The following is a 22,962-nucleotide window of genomic DNA, read 5'->3' on the forward strand; positions in this document are numbered from 1 at the left end:
ATATCACACTACCGTTCTTACGAGGATTTTTTTATTTTTTAAATCTATTATCTTTTATTATATACTGACAGTCAATGTCATTATATAAAGGTAAAATTAAAGTAAGTTTTATGTGATATAGATATTGAGAGTAGGTGTATTGAGTGGATTGTGAAAACATGGATAAAGAAATACTTATTAAAATTCTAAAAGAAAAGGATGAGTTGCTAAAAAGATTGGTCCTAGAAAAAGAAAAGTTAAACTATTATGCAAGTATAGATCCATTAACTGATGTGCTAAATAGAAGGTCAGGTTTAGTGCAACTAAGTAAAGAACTCGATTTATCAAAAATTAATGGTAATAATCTTGTTGTTTGCTTTGTTGATATAGACAAATTTAAAATTATAAATGATGTATTTGGTCATGAGGAGGGGGACAAACTTTTAATAAATACATCCTTAATTTTAAAGAATAGTATTAGAAAAACTGACTTCGTAATTAGAATGGGTGGAGATGAATTTTTAGTTGTTTTTCCTGAAACAACAATAAGAGAAGTAAATAAAGTATGGTATAGAATTTTAAAAAGTGTAGAAGAAAGTAATAGAAATAATGAAAAATATAATTTAAGTTTAAGCTATGGATGTTATGAGTATGGTAATGAAATAGAAAATAAAGTAACTGTCAATGACTTAATAAGAAGAGCAGACATAGAAATGTATAAGATAAAAAATGTCAAAAAAGAGGATTTTAATTACAAATATAGAAATAATGTTAGGTGGTAATATCTAAAGGAGTAATATTTTTATATGGAAAGATTTAAAGCAGATGCTTTGTTATATATTTATAATAGATTATTTGAAGGGAAAGTAGTTAAAAAGAATGATGTAGTAGACAAATTTAACATTAATGAAAGAACTTTTTATAGATATATAAAAGATATAAAAGATTTTGTAGAAAAACCTAATAGTGTAGTAATAGGTGAGAGAGTTATATCGGATAGAGAGAAAGGTGGGTATGTTCTTAAAGAAAAGCATGAAAAAAATCTTAATGAAAAAGAAGTTTTAGCTATGTCTAAAGTTCTTCTTGAAAGTAGAGGTTTTGTAAAGACAGAAATAAAAGGGATGATAGACAAGCTCCTTGAAAATTGTATAAGTGAAGATAAAGACAATATTAAAAGAATTATTGGAAATGAGTTAGTTAACATGATTCACCACAACATAGAAAGGAGCTTTTAGATAGGTTATGGCAAATTAGCAATGCCATAAAAGAACAAAAGATATTAAGTATTGACTATCTTAAGATGGGTACTGATGGAAAATTACTAGATGAAGTTTCGAAAAGAAATGTATATCCACAAGGATTATTATTTTCAGAGTATTATTTTTACCTTATAGCTTTTATTGAAGGGACAAGCTATGAATATCCTACTATCTATAGAGTAGATAGAATTAAAGATTTAGTTATAACTGATAAAAAATATAAAGTAGATTATAGTAAAAGATTTAAAGATGGGGAGTATAGAAAGTTAATTCAATTTATGCAAACAGGAGAACTTGAAAAAATAAAGTTTAAATTTACAGGTAGATCTATTGAGGCAGTTTTAGATAGGTTACCTAATGCCAAAGTAGTAAAGGAAAGACACGGAGAATACATTGTTGAGACTAATATGTTTGGTAAGGGAATAAAAATGTGGCTTTTGAGTCAGGGAGATTCGGTAGAGGTTTTAGAACCTGATAAATTTAGGAAAGAAATTATGGAAACTATTGAAAATATGAGAAGGGTATATACATAATCTATCAATTGTAAAAAATATAAGAATACTTAAAGATTAAAGAAAACGAGGTGAGAGAAAATTATGGATATAGAAGAGTTGCGTAGAAGAAGAAGAGAATTAAGTAGTAGTTCAGAAACAACACTAAGAAATATGGAAGCTATAGCTAATGAATCTTATAGAGTTGCGGAAGTAGCACATAATTCAAGAAAAATACTTGATAATCTTGATAAAGAATTTGAGACACAAACAGGATTGAAAGGTACAGATATTGCCTTTTTATTTATAGCAACAGCTTTACAATGTGGAAGAATTTTTATCATAAACAACTTAACAAAGATTGAGAAAGCTGGTCAAGGCAACCGCAATGAAGGCTTTTTACATGACTTACAAGACAAGATATTACACAAGTTTGATAATGGTACAGTTTTAGGGATAGACCGTTACCATGCTCCATTAAATCAAATTATTACAGGACGTGGTGTACCATATGATGCTACTGGGTATATGGATGAGAATTTTAAATTATTTAAAGGTGCGAATCATAGATTTGCTACTTTGGGGCATGACCCTATCTTAGGATTGATTTTCGGAACAGCTAATATTTTGACGAATACAATAACCTGTGTCAATGCACCCATAATCTCAACTAATCATGTGATTTATGATTCAAGTCTAAAGAATCCGAGAATTGGTGGATTTGCACCGACAACAGTAACATTAAAAAAGGCAGTAGAAAGATTAGATGGCGATGTAAGTTCGATAGTTGCAGCAATTATTAAACAAATTATTCATATAGGAACAGATATGTATACACCTTGTGGAATTCAATTTCCAGGAGCAAATCTTCTCTTATCTAAAGAAAATACAGAAAAATTAACAAAATATATTAGCACAGGTGATCTAGTCAAGATTGGAGCATCTGCTGGCCTATCTACACTGATAAATACAATTATAAGTACAGTCCATATGTTAATGTATGATGGAACTAAGTATTCATCGCAGGATGTGTATAGTGTAAAAACACGAAAAATTATTCTATACTCAAATCTTATTGCTTCAACCAGTAATATTATATGGGTTGGTGGAAATATGATTGCAGGAAATGAAGGTGCAATTAAGGAATTGGATATTGGTGGATTATTGGTTACATTGCATCGACTTATGACTGATACTAAGTTTATACGAGAAGTCAAGGAAGAATTTGTATTTGGTGGGTTTAATAAAATGATTCAAGGTGATGAATTGAGTCTTAAGGAGGTAACATTATGGGAATAGGTAGAATGTTATGGAGAAGTACAAGGATTGGGAGAACAATAGATACAATAAAAAATATTGTTGATGAAGGCAATTTAGTTGAAGGGGTAAAGCGTACTGTAAAAGAAGATTATTGTGAAGATAATCCACTTACCAGCGCAATATATAAATCTGGTAAATATGATGGAAAGATTGAAGGATATGAAGAGGCTTCATATGAGTATGAGAAGAAACTTTTAACACAGGCTGACGAATTCTTAAATCAGACTCGTATTTTTGAAATTGAGAAAGATGCTTATGAGCAGTTACTTGATGAATACGAAAAAGAAATAGATGAGTTGAGTGAAAAAGTCAATCGTACTGAGGCTGAGAATCAATACTTACATCAGCTTTTGCTAAGAGACCGTAAATTGCGTAAAATGGCATGTTAAATTTATTTTCGATGGTATTAAATACGTTTAGCGTTTAATTATGAGGTTAACAGTAAAAATAATACGACAGGGATGGAAGCTGTGGATTTTGAAACAAAAGCAGATGATCCAAGCGCTGAAGTTACAAATCATTTAAATAACATATTTTCAGCTAAGTGCGTGACTTTTTCCTAAGAAATGAAACACTCAAAAATATCAAAATATACAGCATCAACCTAGGTTGACATCAAAACAAGACATATTAGCTATCTGGCATTGGAAAATATATCGATATAGATGTACACTTTTTAGCGAGACTTCATACAATTTAGCATTAATTAATTTAATCAATACTTTGAAAATAGCGCTAAATTGTATCAAAATGATAGTGATTAGACAAATAAAAACCTAGACAGAGATGTCTAGGTTTTCTCATTTTAAATTAAAAATCTTCCGACTGTAGTTTTAGATAGTCGGAAGATTTGTTTTTATATCTAGACTTATATTTTATTTTTCGAAAGTGATTTTACATATTTTTTTGGAGAGAATCCGAACTCATCCTTAAAAGCTTTTAAGAAATTTTGATAGTTATTAAATCCACTACCAATATATGCAGAGTCAATAGAGGCCCCATTGTACAAATGAATCTTGGCAAAAATAAGTCTTTTTTTACTAATATACTGATGTATAGTAAAGCCAACATATTGCTTGAATTGCCGACTTAGATGATACTTGCTTATATAAAATTTCTGAGATAGTGTGTCGAGGGATAAATCTTCACATAAATTTTCATTTATATAATGTACTACGTTGCTTATTTTCGAATTCTGCTCAATATCGATTTCAATTTCTTTAGATGTATCAAAATATGCTTTATTGAGATATATTAGTAATTCTGTCATATAGATTTTCCTAAGAAGAGTATCACCATAATCATTTCCATTGTAGGACTTTTCAAACTTTTCATATATTTTCTTTATAAGATGAAGAAGATCGATATTTGGACGAAGAAGGTTGTAATGATGTTTTGATGAATCTTCAAAACAAAGTGTAAGAAAGGTTTCATTATTTTCAATCTTTTTTACAAAGCTTGGATCAACCCAAATAACAATTCTTTCATAATTAATTCCATTCTCAATTACAGGTTTATGTAGCTCTCTATTGTTAGTTAGAAGAATATCGTTAGGTCTAAGATTGTAGGTTTTTCCTTCAATAATATATTTAACTCTTCCGGAGATAAAAAAGAATATCTCATAAAAGTCATGATTATGATATTCAACATTTAATGAATGTTTATCTGAGTAGTGAAAAAATTCAAAATCAGGTGAATTCATCACTTGTCTTGATGTAAATTCTAATATGTTATTATCCATGACTCCTCCTTAAATTTTTATAAGTATACAATATAGCAATTTTTGTTATTTTTCAAGCAAGAAAAACAATAAATATTATAAATAGAAAGATATAATTTAGATATAGAAATAACGAAAAGATAATTTAAATAAGAGGTGGTTATTATGAAATTATCATTTAGATGGTATGGAGAAAATGATCCTGTAAAATTAAAGTATATTAGACAAATTCCTAATATGAGAAGCGTTGTTACAGCTGTTTATGATGTGCCAGTTGGAGAAGTGTGGAGTCGCGAAAGTATAGCAAAATTAAAAAAAGATGTTGAAGAGTCAGGTCTTATCTTTGATATAGTTGAAAGTGTACCGGTTCATGAAGACATAAAGCTAGGAAAGTCTACTCGTGACAAATATATAGAAAACTATAATGAAAATATTAGAAGATTAGCTGAAGCTGGTGTCAAGGTTATCTGTTATAATTTTATGCCTGTATTTGATTGGACAAGAACTCAGCTTGATAAAGAACTAGAAGATGGATCAACAGCACTTGTTTATTACAAGGATCAACTTGAAAAAATGGATCCACTGAATGGAGAGTTAGCTCTTCCAGGATGGGATTCTAGTTATAAGAAAGAAGATTTAAAAGCTTTATTTGAAGATTACTCAAGGATTAATAAAGAAGCTCTTTGGGGGACCTTGCAATATTTCTTAGAAAAAGTCATTCCTGTTGCAAAAGAAAACGATATAAATATGGCAATACATCCAGATGATCCGCCATTTGATATATTTGGCCTTCCAAGAATAATAACTGGTGAAGCCAATATAGATAGATTTTTAAAACTAGTTGATAGTCCTAATAATGGATTAACCTTATGTACGGGATCATTAGGATGTACAAAATCAAATGATATTTATCAAATGATTGATAAATATAGTTCGCAAGGAAGAATTCACTTTATGCATGTAAGAAATGTAAAGATATTAGATGATGGAAGTTTTGAGGAATCAGCTCATTTCTCAACTTGTGGTTCACTTGACATTGTTAAAATCATGGAGATTTTACATAAAAATAAATTTCAAGGTTATTTAAGACCAGATCACGGAAGAATGATATGGGACGAAACTGGTAGACCAGGATATGGATTATATGATCGTGCATTAGGTGCAAGTTATATTACAGGTATATGGGAGACACTTGAAAAATTGAAATAATTATAAATATTAAGGGGAGTAAATAATTATGAAAATACCATTTCAAATAGATTTAAAAGACAAGGTAGTAGTTGTTACTGGAGCTGGCGGAGTACTTTGTAGTATGTTTGCTAGTGCAATTGCTGAGTGTGGAGCTAAGGTAGCTCTTTTAGATATAAATATTGAGAATGCACAAAATTACGCAAATGAAATCACAAAGTCAGGTAATATAGCAAAAGCTTATCAAGTTGATGTACTTAATAAAGAGAGTTTAGAAGTGGCACGAGCACAAGTTACTGCTGACTTTGGAACTTGTGATATTTTAATCAATGGTGCAGGTGGAAATAACCCTAGAGCAACAACAACTAATGAATATTATTTTGAAGGAGATTTAGATAAGACTGATATTACTACATTCTTCAACTTGGATCCTAAGGGTGTTGAATTTGTATTTAACTTAAACTTCCTTGGAACATTAATACCTACACAAGTATTTGCTCAGGATATGTTGGGTAAGGAAGATACAAGCATTGTAAATATCTCATCAATGAATGCATTTACTCCACTTACAAAAATTCCTGCTTACTCAGGAGCTAAGGCGGCAATAAGTAATTTTACACAATGGCTTGCAGTTCATTTTGCTAAGTCAGGTATCCGTGTAAATGCTATTGCACCAGGATTCTTTGTAACTAAGCAAAATCGAGATTTATTATTTAATGAAGATGGTGAACCTACTGATAGAACAGCTAAAATTTTAAATAGTACTCCAATGGGACGATTTGGTGAAAGTGAAGAACTTGTAGGAACATTATTATTCTTACTTTCAAAACCAGCGGCCAGCTTTGTTACAGGCGTTGTAATTCCTGTAGATGGTGGGTTTAGTGCATATTCAGGAGTATAAAGTGAAACCTTTCAGTATAAAAAATATTTGAAAGTAGGATGATTAGCTTGAAAAAATTTATGGATGAAAACTTTTTATTATCTAACTCAACCGCAATAGATTTATATCATAACTACGCAAAGAAAATGCCTATTATTGATTACCATTGCCATGTAAATCCAAAAGAAATATATGAAAATAAAAAATTTAATAATATTACTGAAGCGTGGTTATACGGGGACCATTATAAATGGAGAGCTATGAGGAGTAATGGTATAGATGAAAAATATATCACAGGGGATGGAAGTGATTATGAGAAATTCCTAGCTTGGTCAAAAACAATACCTATGGCTATAGGTAATCCTCTTTATCATTGGGCTCACTTAGAACTTCAACGATTCTTTGGAATATATGATGTTATAGATGAAGATACTGCTCCATTAATTTGGGAAAAAGCTAATGCATTACTTAGAGGAGAAGGTTTTAGAGTAAGAGATTTAATTAAAAAGTCAAATGTTGAATTTTTATGTACAACAGATGATCCTATTGATACATTGGAATATCATATAAAAATTAAGGAAGATGAAAGCTTTAATGTAAAGGTATTGCCAACATTTAGACCAGATAAGGGAATGGAAATAAATTCAGATGGCTTTGTTTCATGGGTAAAAGATCTTGAGAAGATATCTAAAGTTACCATTAACTGTTATGATGAATTTTTACAAGCACTTGAATCAAGAATAAAGTTTTTTCATTCAGTTGGATGTAGAATATCAGATCATGGCTTCAACAATACGGTAGTATATTCAGAAGTTTCAAAAGAAGAGGCAACAGCTATATTTAAAAAAGTGCTAGACGGTAGGGCTATAAGTATAGAAGAAGAAAAGAAATATAAGACATATACATTTAGATTTGTAGCTAAATATTATTATAAGCTTGGATGGGCAATGCAACTTCATATTGCAGCGCTTAGAAATAATAATGTAAAAATGGCTGAATGTTTAGGTGTAGATACTGGCTTTGATTCTATAGATGATAAAAGCATAGCTTACCCCCTTTCTAGACTATTGGATTCTTTAGAAAGAGAAAATTCACTTCCAAAGACCATTTTATATACATTAAATCCAAAGGATAACTATGTTTTAGGCAGTATGATTGGAAACTTCCAAGGAGAGGGGATTCCAGGGAAAATACAATTTGGTGCAGCTTGGTGGTTTAATGATAATAAAGATGGAATGATTGAGCAAATGAAAGCATTAGCTAATTTAGGGTTATTAGGCCGTTTTGTTGGAATGTTGACTGACTCAAGGAGCTTCTTATCATATACAAGACATGAATACTTTAGGAGGATAGCTTGTAATCTTATTGGAGAATGGGTTGAAAATGGTGAAGTACCAGAAAATATAAAATTATTAAAAAATATTGTTCAAGGTATATGTTACAATAATGCTAAGGAATATTTCGGCATATGAAAGAGGTGTACGCTCAATGGATGTAATTACAATAGGAGATGGAATGATTGCAATGTGTCCTATACAAAAAGGACCAATAATGTTTTCAAATACTTTTGAAAGAAAAGTAGGAGGAGCAGAATTGAACGTTGCAATGGGTTGTGCAAGATTAGGATTGAAAGCTGGATGGATAAGTAGACTAGGAAATGATGATTTCGGAAAGTATATTTTAAAGATTATAAGAGGAGAAGATGTTGATATATCAGAAGTTAAGCTTGTAGATGGATATCAAACATCAGTATATTTTAGAGAAGTTTTATCTGATGGGTCTAGTAGGTCATTTTATTATAGAGAGAAATCTCCAACAAGTACAATGAACCCAGAAGATTTGAATGAAGAATATTTTAAGAATGCAAAAATACTTCATATTACAGGAGTTTTTCCTTCAATTAATAAAAATAATCAAAGTGTGATTATAGAAGCGGTAAAATTAGCAAAAAAATTAAATTTAACAGTATCCTTTGATCCTAATATTAGATTGAAAATGTGGACAAAAAAAGAAGCAAAATATTTTATACAAAGTATTTTACCTAGTGTTGATATTCTCTTAATAGGAGATGAAGAAGTAGAACTATTATTAGAAGATACTAATATAGAAAAGGCAATAGAAACTTTTCACGGTTATGGAATAGAGAAAGTTATTGTTAAAAGAGGAGCTAAAGGAGCAATAGGTTCAGATGGTAAAAATGTTTATGAAGTTCCAGCTATTAAACCAAAAGCGTTAGTAGATACAGTAGGGGCAGGAGATGGATTTGCGGCAGGCTTTTTAACTGCACTACTTAAAGGTGAAACACTAGAAAATTGTGTTAGATTTGCAAATGCAGTTGGATCCCTAGTAGTTGGTGTCGAAGGTGATAATGATGGATTACCTTATTATGATGATGTTTTAGTACATTTAGGACAAGCTAAAAAAATAGAACGATAGAATAACCTGAATTAAAGGTGAGGTGTAAATAATGTTTGAAGAAATTTATAATATTTTAAAAGAAGAAAAAGCAGTAGCTGTTATTAGAACTAACACATATGAAGAGGCAAAGGAAATTAGTATGGCAGCTATTGAAGGTGGAATGAAGATTATAGAAATAACTATGAGTGTACCTAATGCACCAAAGCTCATAAAAGAATTAAAAGAAGCATATAAAGGTGTATGTGTCGGAGCAGGAACTGTTTTAACTAAGGATGCTGTAGATGAGTGTATCGATAATAATGCTGATTTTATTGTTTCACCTTGCATTGATGAAGAAATAATAAGTTATGTGAGTCAAAGAAAGGCATTAATAATTCCAGGTCTAATGACAATGTCAGAAGTAAATAAAGCTTATAAATTAGGATTAAGATTTATAAAATTATTTCCGGGAAGTGTTGTTGGGAAAGGGTTTATTGGAGCAGCAAAATCAATATTCCCAGATATTTATATAATGCCTACTGGAGGAGTAAATAAGGACAATATAAGTGAATGGATACAAGCCGGAGCAGATTGTAGTGGAATTGGTAGTGATTTAAATAAAGTATATAAAAGTAGTGGTGTTATAGGTGTAAAAGAATATTGCATTAAAGTTATGGCAAAAGTAAAATAAATGATAAAAATCAATCTATCATCTAATAACCCTTCTTAATTTTCCATTTTATTCATATAATGAAATATTGTATTATTATGATCATAAGATTAGTTCAACCTTATAGAAAATGAAAAATACAGATTGTCTATATGCTGTGGAAATATATCAATTCAAATTAAAAGTAATTTTTATGGAAAAGGGGAAAATGATGATACAACTAGGAAATGCATTTATTCTTTTAGCACTTGTAGTTGCTCTAGTTCTAGCCGTCTTTGCAATAGTACGAGGATATAAAGGCATTAAGGCGAGCAAACTTTTCGATACAGATGATAAAAAAGTAAAAGTTGGTTATTGGTTACTTTCAGCCATACACATGTGGGTGGGCATTTTAATTACTTTGTGCTATTTGATTGCAGGAGTATTTATTTTGAATAGATTTTAATGGAGGTGGACTGATGTTCTTTTTTATTTTACCGTATTTAGCGGCTATAATTGGAATTGTTATTGCATTTAGTTGTTTTATAGGAATATCTCTCATAATTATTGGTGGTACAGGGGTAGCAATGGATAAAATATACTTAAAGCAGATGGATACAAAAAATGGTGTATCAAAACCTTTATTTAATACAAGTTCAATAATTTTAGGACTTATATTCATTTTATTTCCTATAGGATATGTTCTATATAAGATTATTCTTTCATTATCATAAAGATAAGTATAATAGTAATTAAGCCCTAGACTAATTAATTAGTCCAGGGCTTTTATTGGTTACTGAGAATTCAGTAATTATGAAATTATATAGATCGTCCAGGTGTTAGATGGGGAGGTCGTGAGCCTGTTACTAAAGACTAAATTTATAGTAATTTAATCAGCGCTTCTAACTCCTCTAATAAAGCCTTTGCAAGTGTAAAATCAGTATTTTTTAAAGCAGATTCTATTCTTATTTCAACTAATTTTTTCTTTTGTTCTATTTCTAAATAGTCTAAGCTAAAATGCTTAGCATAAATCATCTTTCTAAATTTTCTCATATTCATTTTTCTAATTGTTTTATCTTCAATGATTAAAACATAATCCATACAGTTAACTATAGAATAGAAATCATGAGAAATCATAAGTATCGCGCCTTGATAATTTGATATGGCCTTCTCTAGCGCTATTTGTGAATAGGTGTCTAAATGACTTGTAGGCTCATCAAGAAGTAACATGTTTGTTTTACTATCAGAGATTTTAGCCAATTGAAGTATATTTTTTTCTCCACCAGATAAAGACCCTATCTTTTGATTAATCATTTCTTCTTCAAAACCATAGTTTAAAATATGGGCTTTAATATCATCATAAGTTTTAAATCCAGCATCAAAAAATTCTTCAAGTATCGTATTAGATTCATTTAGTGTTTTGCCTTGAAGCTGAGATAAATAAGCTATTTTAACATTTTCATTTATTTCAATAGAATCATGATTATTTTTATATATCTCTTGGAGTAAGGTTGTTTTACCTGTACCATTTGAACCGATAATGGCTATTTTATCTGTAGATTTAATCTCAAAGTTAACATTTTCTAGAAGCAAATCGTCAAAGGAGATGCTATAATCATTAACTTTTAAAGCAACAATTTCTTCGGGCACATTATATGTAGATAAACGTATATTCGGTTGTTTAATATCTACAAATGGTGCTTTAATCATACGTTTTTCTAATCTCTCTTGATATTTAACTCTAGCTCTTAGGGTTCTCCCTCTAAAAGCTTCAGCATTATCAGTTGCTATATCTCTTAGTTTTTTTATTAATTTTTCGTTTCTTTCAAATTCCTCATTATCAGAAGCAGCTAGCTCCTGTAATTCAATTTTAGTTTGGAGTAATGAGAAGTTATAATCAATAAAGTTTCCGTCATACTCTTGAATCTCCATGTTTTCTAGGTGAATAATTTTGTCAAAACAATGATTCAATAGATATCTGCTGTGTGTAATAATTAACATTGTTCCTTTGTGTGAATTAATTAGATCTTTAAGAGCTTTAAGATTATCAAAGTCTAAAAACACATCGGGCTCATCCATAATCATTAGGTCTGGAGAGTTTAACATTTCCTTGATTACTTGAATAAGCTTGAATTGCCCACCGCTAAGCTCAGATATCATTAAATCTTTATACTTGATTAAGTTTGCAAGATTTAGGCTTTTATTAATGTTGTTTTCGTAGTCAGCACCATTAATTGCATCAAATGCATCTAAAGTTTGTTGATACTTTTCTAATAAAGTATCAATATCAGAAGATGTTTCCATTTCAGTACAAATAGATGTTATTTCATTTTGTAATTTAATAAATTCTTCTGCAATATAATCGAAAACTGTAATTTCTTTTATCTTGTCCAAATGTGAGAATTGACTTACATAACCAATTCTACAATTAGGGGATAGTTCTAAACTACCATCGAACATATATTTTTCTGGATACATAATTATATCTATCAGTGTACTTTTTCCACTGCCGTTTGTTCCTATAAAAGCACAATGATTACCATCTTCTAATGTAAATGAAATGCTATTAAATAAATCTTTTTGGGGGAACGAATAGGACAAATTATCAACTTTTATCACGTTATTACCTCTCTTTATTACTAAAAAAGAGCCTATAAAAATAAGCTCTTCATTATATTAATTTTAACTTTGATAGCATAACACTTTTTAAGGCTAAGTTCAATCACTTCATATTTGCTGTTACTATTGGTGTTGGTAAAAATAAATTTATAAGTTAATCTATTATAACAAAAATAAAGATGAGCATTAATTTTCACACCTTGGAAAACACTTGAAATCAAGGATTTTTCTTGTTTTTTAGGGTGAATTTTAGTGTGTACTTTTTAGCAGAAATATAATATTGTAAGAACTATAATACACACATGTGATTGAAATCACATAAAGTTTCTCTAGTTATAGATAATATATATACTATAAATTATCTATATCGGAGGTAGAATTATGTCAAGATTTAAAGCACAAGTAGATGCACGTATATATCCACCAAGGGAAAAGCATGTTGTAATATTTGATACTTTTAATAATCTAGTGAGTGGAGAAGAAATGGAGTTATTAAATGACCATGATCCAAGACCATTACATTACCAATTTTTGGCGGAATATACTGAACAATTTGAATGGGAATATCTTGAACAAGGACCAGAGGTATGGCGCGTAGCCATTAAAAAGAAATAGAATTAGTATATTAATTTAACTAATTTTTATAGGTATTAGAAACCCCAATTGTGAATTTTTTCAGAACCCCCCCAACCGTTTGTAAGTAACTTAAATAGCTATTTGCAAGCGGTTATATTTTTTTTAAAGTCTAATTGAAAAGGCTTAAAATGAAAGTTGAATATAGAAAATTATCTATATTTAGAATATTCTGAAAACTTTAAAATGGTTAGTACTGAAATATTAACAAATATTGAACAATAAAAAATAATATAAAATAATATGATTTAATACCTTGAAATTTATAAAAAAAAGTGATATTATGAAAACGTAGTCAAGTTAGGAGTAGTTAAATAGCGGTTCCTAAGTAGATTGCAGAGTAATAATAAATAATAATATCTAGCATGCTACTAATTCAACTAGGCGTTATCAAAGTAAATAAAGTAATTTAATATTGATTTGTATTCACTATTTTTTGTACAGTTTTATAAGGGTATTATGATGTTTTTTAATTAATTTAATTCAGTGTACAAGCAGTATGATGAAATCCAAACAATATGTATTTTGTTTTATTTTATAATGCTCATGCCTTTTGTTTTTGTAGCAAATAAAAATTAGGAGGTATAAGTAAAAATGGTAGGAATTATTCTTGCTAGTCACGGTGAATTTGCTAAAGGCATCTTGCAATCTGGTACGATGATTTTCGGAGAACAAGAAAACGTTAAAGCTATTACGTTGATGCCAAGTGAAGGACCTGATGATCTAAAAGCAAAAATGAAAGAAGCAATCGCATCTTTCGACAAGCAAGATGAGGTTTTATTCTTAGTTGATCTTTGGGGCGGTACTCCATTCAACCAAGCAAACTCTCTATTTGAAGAACACAAAGATAAATGGGCTATTGTAGCTGGTTTAAATCTTCCAATGTTGATTGAAGCTTATGGTTTACGTCTTTCAAATGAATCTGCACATGAAATTGCAGCATCAATTTTAACATCAGCTAAAGAAGGAATTAAGGTTAAACCAGAAACATTAGAACCAGTTACTGGTGTAGCTTCACAAGCCTCAGCTCAACAATCTAATGCAGGTGCACCTGGATCATTCGAGTATGTTTTAGCTAGAATCGACTCTCGTTTGCTTCATGGACAAGTAGCAACTGCTTGGACAAAAGCTATGCAACCTACACGTATTATTGTAGTGTCAGATGATGTTGCAAGAGACAAACTTCGTAAGAACTTAATCACACAAGCTGCTCCTCCAGGGGTTAAAGCTCATGTTGTACCAGTAGATCATATGATCAAACTTGCAAAAGATGATCAACATTTTGGTGGACAACGTGCTATGCTTCTTTTTGAAAATCCTGAGGATGTACTAAGAGCAGTAGAAGGTGGAGTACCTTTGAAGACAATCAATGTTGGTTCAATGGCTCACTCATTAGGTAAAGTTCAACCAAATAAAGTACTTGCTTTTAATCAAGTAGATATTGATACATTCAATAAGCTTAAAAAAGCTGGACTAAACTTTGACGTTCGTAAAGTACCAAATGATTCAAAAGGAAATATGGACGAAATACTAAAAAAAGCACAAGAAGAATTAGCTAAACTTAAATAATTTAATTATTTAAGAAATCTAATTATTTAGACAAAAGGAGGTTTAATAATCGTGACTTTAAATATAATTCAAATAATATTAGTCATTATTGTAGCATTTCTAGCTGGTGTAGAAGGTATATTGGATGAATTCCAATTCCATCAACCAATAATAGCTTGTACATTAATCGGTTTAGCTACAGGAAATTTATTACCATGCCTTATCCTAGGTGGTACTCTTCAAATGATCGCTTTAGGCTGGGCAAATATTGGTGCTGCAGTAGCACCTGATGCAGCATTAGCATCTGTTGCATCCGCAATTATTTTAGTTCTTGGTGGACAAGGTAAAGAGGGAGTTGCTTCAGCAATCGCTATAGCTGTTCCTCTAGCAGTTGCAGGTTTATTATTAACAATTATTTGTCGTACTATTGCTACAGCATTCGTACACTTTATGGATTCAGCTGCAAAAGAAGGAAATATCAGAGCTGTTGAAATGTGGCAAATCGCTGCTATCTGTTTACAAGGTGTACGTATAGCAATTCCTGCTGGTTTAATATTAGCAATTGGTGCTGATCCAATACGTTCATTACTTGACGCTATGCCTACTTGGTTAACTGGTGGTTTAGCAATAGGTGGTGGAATGGTTGTAGCTGTTGGTTATGCAATGGTAATCAACATGATGGCAACAAAAGAAGTATGGCCATTCTTTGCAGTAGGTTTTGTATTAGCAACAGTTTCACAAATTACACTTATCGGATTAGGTGCTTTAGGTGTTGCTTTAGCTCTTCTTTACTTAGCATTAAGTAAACAAGGCGGCAACGGCGGAAGTTCAAATACTGGAGATCCATTAGGGGATCTTATAGATAGATACTAAGAAGGGAGAGGACGAAAATGGCAAAAGATTTAAAATTAACTAAAAAAGATCGTATTTCTGTTTGGTGGCGTTCAGCTTTCCTTCAAGGTTCTTGGAACTATGAAAGAATGCAAAACGGTGGTTGGGCATTCGCAATGATTCCAGCAATCAAAAGATTATATAAGACTAAAGAAGAAAGAACTGCAGCGTTGGAACGTCACTTAGAGTTCTTCAACACTCATCCATATGTAGCTTCACCAGTTATCGGTGTAACATTAGCATTAGAAGAAGAACGTGCAAATGGTGCTCCAATCGATAACGCAACTATTCAAGGTGTTAAAGTTGGTATGATGGGACCTTTAGCTGGTATCGGAGATCCAGTATTCTGGTTTACTGTAAGACCAATATTAGGAGCATTAGCTGCTTCACTTGCTATTAGCGGTAACATTATTGGACCATTCATATTCTTCTTTGCTTGGAACATAATTCGTATGGCATTTATGTGGTATACACAAGAGTTCGGTTACAAAGCAGGATCTCGTATCAGTGAAGATTTAACTGGTGGTTTATTACAAGATATTACAAAAGGAGCATCTATCCTTGGTATGTTCATATTAGGATCATTAGTTAACAGATGGGTATCTGTTAGATTTGCACCAGTAGTATCATCAGTTAAATTAAGTGATGGAGCATTCATTAATTGGAGCAAGCTTCCTGAAGGAGCTGCTGGAATTCAACAAGCTCTATTACAACAAGGATCAGGTATGGCATTAACTGATACTAAGGTAACAACTTTACAAGGTAACTTAGATTCATTAATTCCTGGACTTGCAGGATTAATAATCACACTTATCTGTATGTGGTTACTTAAGAAGAAAGTATCTCCAATTGTTATGATTCTAGGATTATTTGTAATTGGTATTGTTTTCCACTTAATCGGATTAATGTAATATTTTAAAATTAGCCTAGGCTTTTTAGCCTGGGCTTTTATTAACATATAGAGTAGTTTAAATAGAGTGAAAAATAATTGTTACAATACTAATAATACAAATTGGCAATATATGTGTTAAGCTTATCGACTTTCAAACACTTGATAGTAACATATAAAGAATATATAATAGTAGTAATAAATTTTTGTATAAGTAGAAAAGAGGTAGATCGGATGGTTGAATCACTCAATACAAAAGTGGATCTAGTAATTGAAGCAACAGCGTTTACAGGTTTTTCAGATTATGGTAAACTAATGATTGGCGACAAGGGTTTTGAATTCTATAATTCTCGTGATACACGCAAATTTATTCAAATTCCTTGGGAAGAGGTTGACTATATCATTGCATCTGTAATGTTCAAAGGAAAATGGATTCCAAGATATGCAATCAGAACAAAGAAAAATGGTACATATACTTTTGCTTCAAAAGATGCAAAAAAGGTACTTCGTACTGTTCGAAATTATGTTGACCCAGAGCGTATGGTTTCTTCGTTAAGCTTTTTTGATGTGGTAAAACGAGCAGTAAAATCATTATTTAAGAAGAATAAATAAAGTAAATAAGTTATTATGTAAACTTAAAATAAAAAACAAGGGACTTGCTCTTTTCTGTAGTAAGTTCCTTTTTATTTTCAAAAATTGAGAAAAGAGTTATCATTAAGTTATAAAAATGTAAAGTGGTGATTTTTATGAACATAATTATATGTGAAGATAGAAAAGAATATATAGTAAAGATTTCTCAAATAGCAAAACTTGTATTTGAAGAGAAAGGGTTGGAATTTAATATCAAAGCATTTGATATTTATGAAGAAGCAATAAAATATATTAAATCTTTAAAATCCTATGAAGATTGCCTTTATATTTTGGACATTGATTTGAAACAGGAGAAAAATGGGTTAATGCTAGGAAGAGAGATAAGAAATATTGATGAATATAAAGGGGAAATGATATATGTTACTTCTTATGTTCATCAAATGCAAAGCGTATTTAAATATAAGCTGAAAATATTAGACTTTATAGACAAAGGCTTTGATATGGAAAATTCGATAAGAGAAGCACTTAATACATATATTAAAATTTATAAAGATAAGATTGAGAATGAATCTTTAATATTTAAGGTTGGTGGAAATGTATTTATTATAAAGCCCTCAGATATTATTTGTATTGAAACTGATAAGAGCAAAAAGAAGATTATTATATATACAATAAATAATGAAATAAGCGTGAATTTAACTTTAAAGGAAATTCAAGAAGAACTTTCAAACCAATTTATACAAATCCATAGAAGTATAATTGTTAATAAAGAACATATTAAAATGATTGAAAATGTTAATGAGGATTTATATGTAGTTCTTACCGGTGGTATAAGGGAGATTGTTTCTAAGAGAAGGGAAAAGGAGATACGATCATGCTTTACACAGTAGCAACCACATTAGCTCAAACCTATCTCATTTATACTTTTTCTGATAAAAAGATAAATATTAAACTTAAGGGTGTTATTGCTATAATAATAGTGATGCTTATTAAACCAAGTGTAATGCAGTTTTTAGCCGATAACCTTTTATCTTTTATATTTGTATGGTTTTGCAATTATATAATAACTTACTTCTGCATTGGCAAGAACTTCAGAAGGAATTTGGAGCTTTCCTTTTTTGTAGAGTTAATTACTCTCATGTCCTATTATATGAGTTCAGGTATAGTGCTTATTTTAGGGTATAAAATAGATATAGCAGATATATTTAATTTTAATATTTTATTACATCCTATTAATTATAGTTTTATATTAATTTATTTAGCAATATTATTAGCATTTGGGTTATTTAGGAGATATATTCCTTTGAGTTTTCCAGATGATAATGTGAAAGAAAGAAATTTTAATGGCATATATATAATAATTCTTATTAATATATTGATAAAAATAATAAATGATTTAAATATTAACTACGGAATTAAATTAATCATATTTGTTTCCATAAACTTCTTTATCTTAATGTTTTACATTATAAATAATAAACTAGACATTCAGAATATAAAAGATGAATTAGAACTAAATGAAAAAGAAAAGAAGATTAAGGAATTAACCCTATACATAGATACCATAGAGAAGTTAGTGGAGAAATATAGAGAGTTTAAACATGATTATAAAAACATAGTTTTAGGCATTGGCATGGATAACTTAAAAGAAAATGATTTATTAGATAAATTAAGTAGAGAAGTGGTAGGGGATAAAAGTTATGATGCCTTCCTAAATTTAAAGGATATAAATTATATCCCTTTAAAATCTATTCTTTCATATTATATAATGTTAAGCATTAAGAAAGATATAGAAGTAAGCTTAATAACTATAGGAAAAATAAAGGAATGTAATATATCTGAAATGGAGTTTTCTAGAGTTATGGGAATAATATTAGAAAATGCATTAGAGGAAGTATTAAAAAATGAACATAAAAAGCTAGAAATTTATGCGGAAGCAATTGATAATAACTTAAATATTACAGTTGCAAATACATTTAAGAAACAAGAATTGAATATGGATAAAATTTTTAATAGAGGATATTCTACTAAAGGTGAAAATAGAGGATTAGGTCTTTATATACTAAAATCTATAGTTGATAAGAATCCAAATATGACCCTAAATACATTTATAAATGAGGGAATGTTTACACAAGATTTATATATTTTTTCTGCAGAGGAGAAGTTAAAAGGAAAATAGTACTTTTAACTTCTTTTTACGTTTAGTAAGAAAAAAAACCTCCTAACGTAATAAAAATTTGAATTAAAGGTATGGGTAGAAACGTTGGAAGAAATGCTATTTTAACTTTTAATTAATAGGTATAATATGAAATTGCTCACAAAATTATAATTCAAAATTAAGTATAAATATTAGTGAGCGTAAACAGTATTTAAGTACTTTTCATGCAATTATTATTAAAATTTAGTAAGGAAAAAAATAAAAAGGGTTTAGGAGGAAAACATATGACAAATTATAAGGGTAATGATCGTTTGTTATTTGGAATGATTCTAGGTGTTGCAACTTATTGGTTATTTGCAAGTGCTATAACGGCAGGCGTACCGCCACTTACTAGTGATTTAGGGATTTCAAGTTCCATTGTTAGTACTGCAGTCAGTATTACTGCATTAATTTGTGGTGTTAGCATTGTAACTGCAGGAAGTATTGCTGACAGAGTTGGAAGAGTTAGGATTACTCAAATCGGATTTATATTAAGTATTATTGGTTCCATACTTTGCGCAATAGCTCAGGGAGCTACACTTCTTATTGCAGGTCGTGTCATTCAAGGGTTATCAGGTGCCTTTATTATGCCAGCAACCTTAGCTCTTATAAATGCCTATTATCCTGGTGAAGCTCGCCCACGTGCTTTAAGCTTTTGGTCTTTAGCTTCTTGGGGTGGCAGTGGTGTTGCTAACTTCTTTGGAGGTGCAGTTGTATCAGCATTAAGCTGGCGATGGTTATTTTGGATTACAGTCCCAGTAGCATTAATTGGTATGTTTTTAGTAAATGGTACTCCAGAAAGTAAAATTACTAGTGGAGAAAAACGAAACATTGATTATTTTGGAATTATTACTTTAGTATTAGCATTACTTTCATTAAATTTAGTTGTTACCCGTGGACGACAACTCGGATGGACAAATCCAATTATTCTTTCATTAATATCTGCTTTTGTAATTATATTTGGTATTTTCCTATTTATAGAAAGCAGAAATTCAGCACCATTAGTTGATTTATCACTATTTAGCAGCAAAGGTTATAATGCAGCAGTAATTTCAAATTTCTTACTTAATATGTGTGCAGGTTGTCTATTTATATTAATGCCTTACGTTCAAACAACACGTGGCTTAAGTTCATTCCAAAGTGGACTGTTAACGATTAGTTATTTAGTTGCTATAGTTTCAACAATTCGCGTAGGAGAAAAAGTTATGCTTAAGACAGGAGCACGTTTGCCAATGTCTATAGGTACATTAATGGCTGCTGTAGGAATTTTCTTAATGACACTAACATTCCTACCCAATGTTGCTTATTTTACAGCTGTTGTAGTCGGTCTTGCTATCATGGGAACTGGATTTGGATTTTATGCTACTCCATCTACAAATACTGCAGTTGGAAATGCGCCAGCAGAAAAAGCAGGTTCTGCATCAGGTATTTATAAAATGGCAAGTTCTTTAGGTGGTAGCTTTGGTGTAGCCATTTCTGGAGCTGTGTCAACAGCTATTATTATGAGTGACAAAACAGCTCAAAATTTATCAGCTGGTTGGGGATTGGGAGTTAGTGTAATTGCAGGAACCATATCACTAATTGCTGTATTAATACTAGTACCTAAAAATAAAAAAAATGAAAATAATAAAAGAAAGGCAGCTTAATTAAAACCACAAATTACATATAAATGTTTATGAAAATATAATAGAAAGGAAGTTCTCATTATGTCAAACATATTAGATAAAGCTAAATTAAACGAAGATTATATTATTAACTTTAGAAGAGATTTACATGAAAATCCCGAACTTAGTGGTCAGGAATTTAAAACTCAAAAAAAAATTATGAAGGAATTAGATAAACTTGGAATACCATATAAGAAAGCTGGAAATACATCTTTGATTGCAACATTAAAAGGTGGGAAAAGTGGTAAAACAGTAGCTTTAAGGGGTGACATAGATGCTCTTCCTGTAAAAGAGGAAACAAATGTTGAATTTAAATCTAAAACTCCAGGGTTAATGCATGCATGTGGTCATGATGCTCACACTTCAATGCTACTTGGTGCTGCAAAAATCTTATCTGAAATGAAGGATGAGATTTGTGGTGAAGTTAGATTTTTCTTCCAAGAGGCAGAGGAAACATTCTCAGGTGCGAAAAAAATAATAGAAGCTGGAGGAATGGAGGGTGTAGATGCTTGTCTTGGTATGCATGGAATGCCAGAATTAGAGACTGGATATGTAAATATTGAGCCCGGATATAGAATGGCTGGCTGTGATACTATTTATGTTAAGTTTGAAGGAGTATCAGGACATGGGTCTGTACCACATATGGCTAAGGATACTATTCATCCTGCATGTATTTTTGTTACAGACCTTCAAGGGATAGTTACTAAAAATATTAATGCTCAAGATCCAATAGTGCTTTCTGTAGGAAAGTTTATTGGTGGAACAAAGGCAAATATAGTTGCTAAATATACAGAGATTGATATTTCTATGAGATACTTTAATCCAAAAGTTAGAGAAATAGCTCACGAAGCAATAAAAAGACATGCAAAAGCGATTGCAGAGGCTTATGAGCTTAAAGTTAATGTAAGAATAGAAGAAAGCGCCTTAAGTCTATATAATGATGAAGAATTAGCAGCAATAGCAGATAAGTCAGCAACAAAAGTATTTGGAGAAGGCAAAAATAAAATCCTACCTAAATATATGGGATCAGAGGATATGCCATACTATTTCCAACATGCTAAAGGAGTTTATGCATTTGTAGGTTATAGAAATGAGGAAAAAGAAGCTATATATTTCCCACACCATGAAAAATTCAAGATTGATGAAGACTACATGAAATATGGTACTGCATTACATGTACAATTTGCTCTTGATTTTTTAAATAAATAGTATGGAAGACATAAGTATCAATTTGTCATGAAAGTTCAAGGATAAGATATACAATATAATTGTAGTATTCATAGTATAAACCCACGACGGAAATATCGTGGGTTTTTCTATTAGAGACTTTGTTCACATACTCGTTACAGTAATTCTTTTAAATTAACTCGATAAATAGGTACGCCATTTAGTTTTCCATTTTCCTCTTTACTCGCCATTAAGCTTATTGTTTTTACTGGAATTCTAACTCTTTCAAATTTAATCAAGTCATTTGGGCCTTTATAATCTTCATTAAGTAATACTCTTCTCCCTAAAGTTATATGGGGCATATAAAGTTTATCATAAAATGGTATCTTATATTCTTGTAATAGGATGGTAAGCTCTTTATGAAGTTCAGATAGAACAGTATTTTCTTCTATCCCCATCCATAAGATATTTGTCTTTTTTCTTTTAAAAATGCCTAGGTTACCTATTAATAATTCAAAAGAACTTATTCCCTGAAGAGACTTATCCATAATTTCTTTTATTCTGGTAATCTGAGTATCAGCAGCTTCTCCAATAAATCTAATTGTTAAATGAAAGTTATTCTTTTGAGTAAAACTTCCTTCAATGCAGTAATTCTTTATATTTGATGTTATCTTATCAAGATAATTCTTGATGTTATTATCAAAATCTATAGCAATATAGACTCTCAAGTGATTCTCTTCCTTTCCTCTAAGTTATTATAATTATAATTCATATTTACAAAATTATAAAAAACATAATTAAAATATATTAAAGAACTTTGTAAAAATAGCTTAATATTTGCTATAATATTTGTGTTTAATAATTTTGAATATAATAGATG

Annotated in this window: 24 protein-coding genes; 21 read left to right on the forward strand and 3 right to left on the reverse strand. The window is 30.4% G+C overall.

The window, feature by feature from the left end:
• The first annotated feature begins 143 nt into the window (after window positions 1-143).
• The 5 genes from JK634_RS13225 to JK634_RS13245 all read left to right on the forward strand — a co-directional run bounded on the left by JK634_RS13225 (window position 144) and on the right by JK634_RS13245 (window position 3,438).
• A complete protein-coding gene (locus JK634_RS13225; protein WP_202768152.1) occupies window positions 144-761 on the forward strand; it encodes a diguanylate cyclase in 618 nt (205 codons plus the stop codon).
• 24 nt (window positions 762-785) lie between these two features.
• A complete protein-coding gene (locus JK634_RS13230) occupies window positions 786-1,214 on the forward strand; it encodes a hypothetical protein (RefSeq protein ID WP_202768153.1) in 429 nt (142 codons plus the stop codon).
• Between the two features lie 14 nt (window positions 1,215-1,228).
• Window positions 1,229-1,771, forward strand: a complete 543-nt coding sequence (locus JK634_RS13235) for a WYL domain-containing protein (RefSeq protein ID WP_202768748.1) — start codon at window positions 1,229-1,231, stop codon at window positions 1,769-1,771.
• A gap of 63 nt (window positions 1,772-1,834) precedes the next feature.
• The gene (locus JK634_RS13240; RefSeq protein WP_202768154.1) at window positions 1,835-3,028 is read left to right on the forward strand and encodes a hypothetical protein; all 1,194 of its coding nucleotides are present in this window, start codon (window positions 1,835-1,837) and stop codon (window positions 3,026-3,028) included.
• Window positions 3,019-3,438, forward strand: coding sequence for a hypothetical protein (locus JK634_RS13245; protein ID WP_202768155.1), 420 nt, complete (start codon window positions 3,019-3,021; stop codon window positions 3,436-3,438). The genes JK634_RS13240 and JK634_RS13245 overlap by 10 nt, the downstream gene beginning before the upstream one ends.
• A gap of 479 nt (window positions 3,439-3,917) precedes the next feature.
• Here JK634_RS13245 and JK634_RS13250 read toward each other — a convergent pair whose 3' ends face one another.
• Window positions 3,918-4,790 (reverse strand): AraC family transcriptional regulator, encoded by an 873-nt coding sequence (locus JK634_RS13250; protein ID WP_202768156.1) that lies wholly within the window; start codon window positions 4,788-4,790, stop codon window positions 3,918-3,920.
• A gap of 144 nt (window positions 4,791-4,934) precedes the next feature.
• Here JK634_RS13250 and uxuA point away from each other — a divergent pair, with 144 nt between their 5' ends.
• The 7 genes from uxuA to JK634_RS13285 all read left to right on the forward strand — a co-directional run bounded on the left by uxuA (window position 4,935) and on the right by JK634_RS13285 (window position 10,617).
• Window positions 4,935-5,978, forward strand: a complete 1,044-nt coding sequence (uxuA, locus tag JK634_RS13255) for a mannonate dehydratase (protein WP_202768157.1) — start codon at window positions 4,935-4,937, stop codon at window positions 5,976-5,978.
• 28 nt (window positions 5,979-6,006) lie between these two features.
• On the forward strand, window positions 6,007-6,858 hold the full coding sequence (locus JK634_RS13260; RefSeq protein WP_202768158.1) for an SDR family oxidoreductase: 852 nt from the start codon (window positions 6,007-6,009) through the stop codon (window positions 6,856-6,858).
• Between the two features lie 47 nt (window positions 6,859-6,905).
• Window positions 6,906-8,309 carry a glucuronate isomerase gene (gene uxaC / locus JK634_RS13265; protein WP_202768159.1) on the forward strand — a complete coding sequence of 468 codons (1,404 nt, stop codon included), beginning with the start codon at window positions 6,906-6,908 and terminating at the stop codon, window positions 8,307-8,309.
• A 16-nt stretch (window positions 8,310-8,325) separates the two neighbouring features.
• Complete coding sequence (locus tag JK634_RS13270; protein ID WP_202768160.1) at window positions 8,326-9,273, forward strand: sugar kinase; 948 nt, start codon at window positions 8,326-8,328, stop codon at window positions 9,271-9,273.
• A gap of 31 nt (window positions 9,274-9,304) precedes the next feature.
• On the forward strand, window positions 9,305-9,925 hold the full coding sequence (locus tag JK634_RS13275) for a bifunctional 4-hydroxy-2-oxoglutarate aldolase/2-dehydro-3-deoxy-phosphogluconate aldolase (protein ID WP_202768161.1): 621 nt from the start codon (window positions 9,305-9,307) through the stop codon (window positions 9,923-9,925).
• Between the two features lie 172 nt (window positions 9,926-10,097).
• The gene (locus JK634_RS13280) at window positions 10,098-10,349 is read left to right on the forward strand and encodes a hypothetical protein (RefSeq protein WP_338031236.1); all 252 of its coding nucleotides are present in this window, start codon (window positions 10,098-10,100) and stop codon (window positions 10,347-10,349) included.
• A gap of 13 nt (window positions 10,350-10,362) precedes the next feature.
• Window positions 10,363-10,617, forward strand: coding sequence for a hypothetical protein (locus tag JK634_RS13285; protein ID WP_202768162.1), 255 nt, complete (start codon window positions 10,363-10,365; stop codon window positions 10,615-10,617).
• Window positions 10,618-10,762: 145 nt separating this feature from the next.
• On the opposite strand, the gene JK634_RS13290 is transcribed toward JK634_RS13285, so the two are convergent.
• The gene (locus tag JK634_RS13290) at window positions 10,763-12,502 is read right to left on the reverse strand and encodes an ATP-binding cassette domain-containing protein (protein ID WP_202768163.1); all 1,740 of its coding nucleotides are present in this window, start codon (window positions 12,500-12,502) and stop codon (window positions 10,763-10,765) included.
• 381 nt (window positions 12,503-12,883) lie between these two features.
• On the opposite strand from JK634_RS13290, the gene JK634_RS13295 reads away from it, so the two are divergent.
• The 9 genes from JK634_RS13295 to JK634_RS13335 all read left to right on the forward strand — a co-directional run bounded on the left by JK634_RS13295 (window position 12,884) and on the right by JK634_RS13335 (window position 22,124).
• Window positions 12,884-13,117, forward strand: a complete 234-nt coding sequence (locus JK634_RS13295; protein WP_202768164.1) for a DUF2249 domain-containing protein — start codon at window positions 12,884-12,886, stop codon at window positions 13,115-13,117.
• A 612-nt stretch (window positions 13,118-13,729) separates the two neighbouring features.
• Window positions 13,730-14,704: a mannose/fructose/sorbose PTS transporter subunit IIA gene (locus JK634_RS13300; protein WP_202768165.1), complete on the forward strand. Its 975-nt coding sequence runs from the start codon at window positions 13,730-13,732 to the stop codon at window positions 14,702-14,704.
• Window positions 14,705-14,755: 51 nt separating this feature from the next.
• Window positions 14,756-15,556, forward strand: coding sequence for a mannose/fructose/sorbose family PTS transporter subunit IIC (locus tag JK634_RS13305; RefSeq protein WP_202768166.1), 801 nt, complete (start codon window positions 14,756-14,758; stop codon window positions 15,554-15,556).
• A gap of 17 nt (window positions 15,557-15,573) precedes the next feature.
• Window positions 15,574-16,485: a PTS system mannose/fructose/sorbose family transporter subunit IID gene (locus tag JK634_RS13310; RefSeq protein ID WP_202768167.1), complete on the forward strand. Its 912-nt coding sequence runs from the start codon at window positions 15,574-15,576 to the stop codon at window positions 16,483-16,485.
• A gap of 212 nt (window positions 16,486-16,697) precedes the next feature.
• Complete coding sequence (locus JK634_RS13315) at window positions 16,698-17,075, forward strand: DUF956 family protein (RefSeq protein WP_202768168.1); 378 nt, start codon at window positions 16,698-16,700, stop codon at window positions 17,073-17,075.
• A 134-nt stretch (window positions 17,076-17,209) separates the two neighbouring features.
• A complete protein-coding gene (locus JK634_RS13320) occupies window positions 17,210-17,944 on the forward strand; it encodes a LytR/AlgR family response regulator transcription factor (RefSeq protein ID WP_202768169.1) in 735 nt (244 codons plus the stop codon).
• Window positions 17,929-19,233 (forward strand): sensor histidine kinase, encoded by a 1,305-nt coding sequence (locus JK634_RS13325; protein ID WP_202768170.1) that lies wholly within the window; start codon window positions 17,929-17,931, stop codon window positions 19,231-19,233. Before JK634_RS13320 ends, JK634_RS13325 begins: the two co-directional genes overlap by 16 nt.
• Window positions 19,234-19,496: 263 nt before the next feature.
• Entirely contained in the window at window positions 19,497-20,897 is a 1,401-nt protein-coding gene (locus JK634_RS13330) for an MFS transporter (protein WP_202768171.1), read from the forward strand.
• A gap of 60 nt (window positions 20,898-20,957) precedes the next feature.
• A complete protein-coding gene (locus tag JK634_RS13335) occupies window positions 20,958-22,124 on the forward strand; it encodes an amidohydrolase (protein ID WP_202768172.1) in 1,167 nt (388 codons plus the stop codon).
• A 134-nt stretch (window positions 22,125-22,258) separates the two neighbouring features.
• Here the strand turns inward: JK634_RS13335 and thpR are convergent, their stop codons facing one another.
• Entirely contained in the window at window positions 22,259-22,810 is a 552-nt protein-coding gene (thpR, locus tag JK634_RS13340) for an RNA 2',3'-cyclic phosphodiesterase (RefSeq protein ID WP_202768173.1), read from the reverse strand.
• Window positions 22,811-22,962 lie beyond the last annotated feature (152 nt).

The organism is Clostridium paridis, from assembly GCF_016765615.1.
In the GTDB taxonomy this organism is placed as follows: domain Bacteria; phylum Bacillota; class Clostridia; order Clostridiales; family Clostridiaceae; genus Clostridium_T; species Clostridium_T paridis.

Bases quoted from the DNA above. Each gene is read 5' to 3' on its own strand.
- JK634_RS13230 (WP_202768153.1), top strand. From the start codon at position 786: ATGGAAAGATTTAAAGCAGATGCTTTGTTATATATTTATAATAGATTA.
- JK634_RS13240 (WP_202768154.1), top strand. From the start codon at position 1,835: ATGGATATAGAAGAGTTGCGTAGAAGAAGAAGAGAATTAAGTAGTAGT.
- JK634_RS13245 (WP_202768155.1), top strand. From the start codon at position 3,019: ATGGGAATAGGTAGAATGTTATGGAGAAGTACAAGGATTGGGAGAACA.
- JK634_RS13250 (WP_202768156.1), bottom strand. From the start codon at position 4,790: ATGGATAATAACATATTAGAATTTACATCAAGACAAGTGATGAATTCA.
- uxuA (WP_202768157.1), top strand. From the start codon at position 4,935: ATGAAATTATCATTTAGATGGTATGGAGAAAATGATCCTGTAAAATTA.
- JK634_RS13260 (WP_202768158.1), top strand. From the start codon at position 6,007: ATGAAAATACCATTTCAAATAGATTTAAAAGACAAGGTAGTAGTTGTT.
- JK634_RS13270 (WP_202768160.1), top strand. From the start codon at position 8,326: ATGGATGTAATTACAATAGGAGATGGAATGATTGCAATGTGTCCTATA.
- JK634_RS13275 (WP_202768161.1), top strand. From the start codon at position 9,305: ATGTTTGAAGAAATTTATAATATTTTAAAAGAAGAAAAAGCAGTAGCT.
- JK634_RS13280 (WP_338031236.1), top strand. From the start codon at position 10,098: ATGGAAAAGGGGAAAATGATGATACAACTAGGAAATGCATTTATTCTT.
- JK634_RS13285 (WP_202768162.1), top strand. From the start codon at position 10,363: ATGTTCTTTTTTATTTTACCGTATTTAGCGGCTATAATTGGAATTGTT.
- JK634_RS13295 (WP_202768164.1), top strand. From the start codon at position 12,884: ATGTCAAGATTTAAAGCACAAGTAGATGCACGTATATATCCACCAAGG.
- JK634_RS13300 (WP_202768165.1), top strand. From the start codon at position 13,730: ATGGTAGGAATTATTCTTGCTAGTCACGGTGAATTTGCTAAAGGCATC.
- JK634_RS13310 (WP_202768167.1), top strand. From the start codon at position 15,574: ATGGCAAAAGATTTAAAATTAACTAAAAAAGATCGTATTTCTGTTTGG.
- JK634_RS13315 (WP_202768168.1), top strand. From the start codon at position 16,698: ATGGTTGAATCACTCAATACAAAAGTGGATCTAGTAATTGAAGCAACA.
- JK634_RS13320 (WP_202768169.1), top strand. From the start codon at position 17,210: ATGAACATAATTATATGTGAAGATAGAAAAGAATATATAGTAAAGATT.
- JK634_RS13325 (WP_202768170.1), top strand. From the start codon at position 17,929: ATGCTTTACACAGTAGCAACCACATTAGCTCAAACCTATCTCATTTAT.
- JK634_RS13330 (WP_202768171.1), top strand. From the start codon at position 19,497: ATGACAAATTATAAGGGTAATGATCGTTTGTTATTTGGAATGATTCTA.
- JK634_RS13335 (WP_202768172.1), top strand. From the start codon at position 20,958: ATGTCAAACATATTAGATAAAGCTAAATTAAACGAAGATTATATTATT.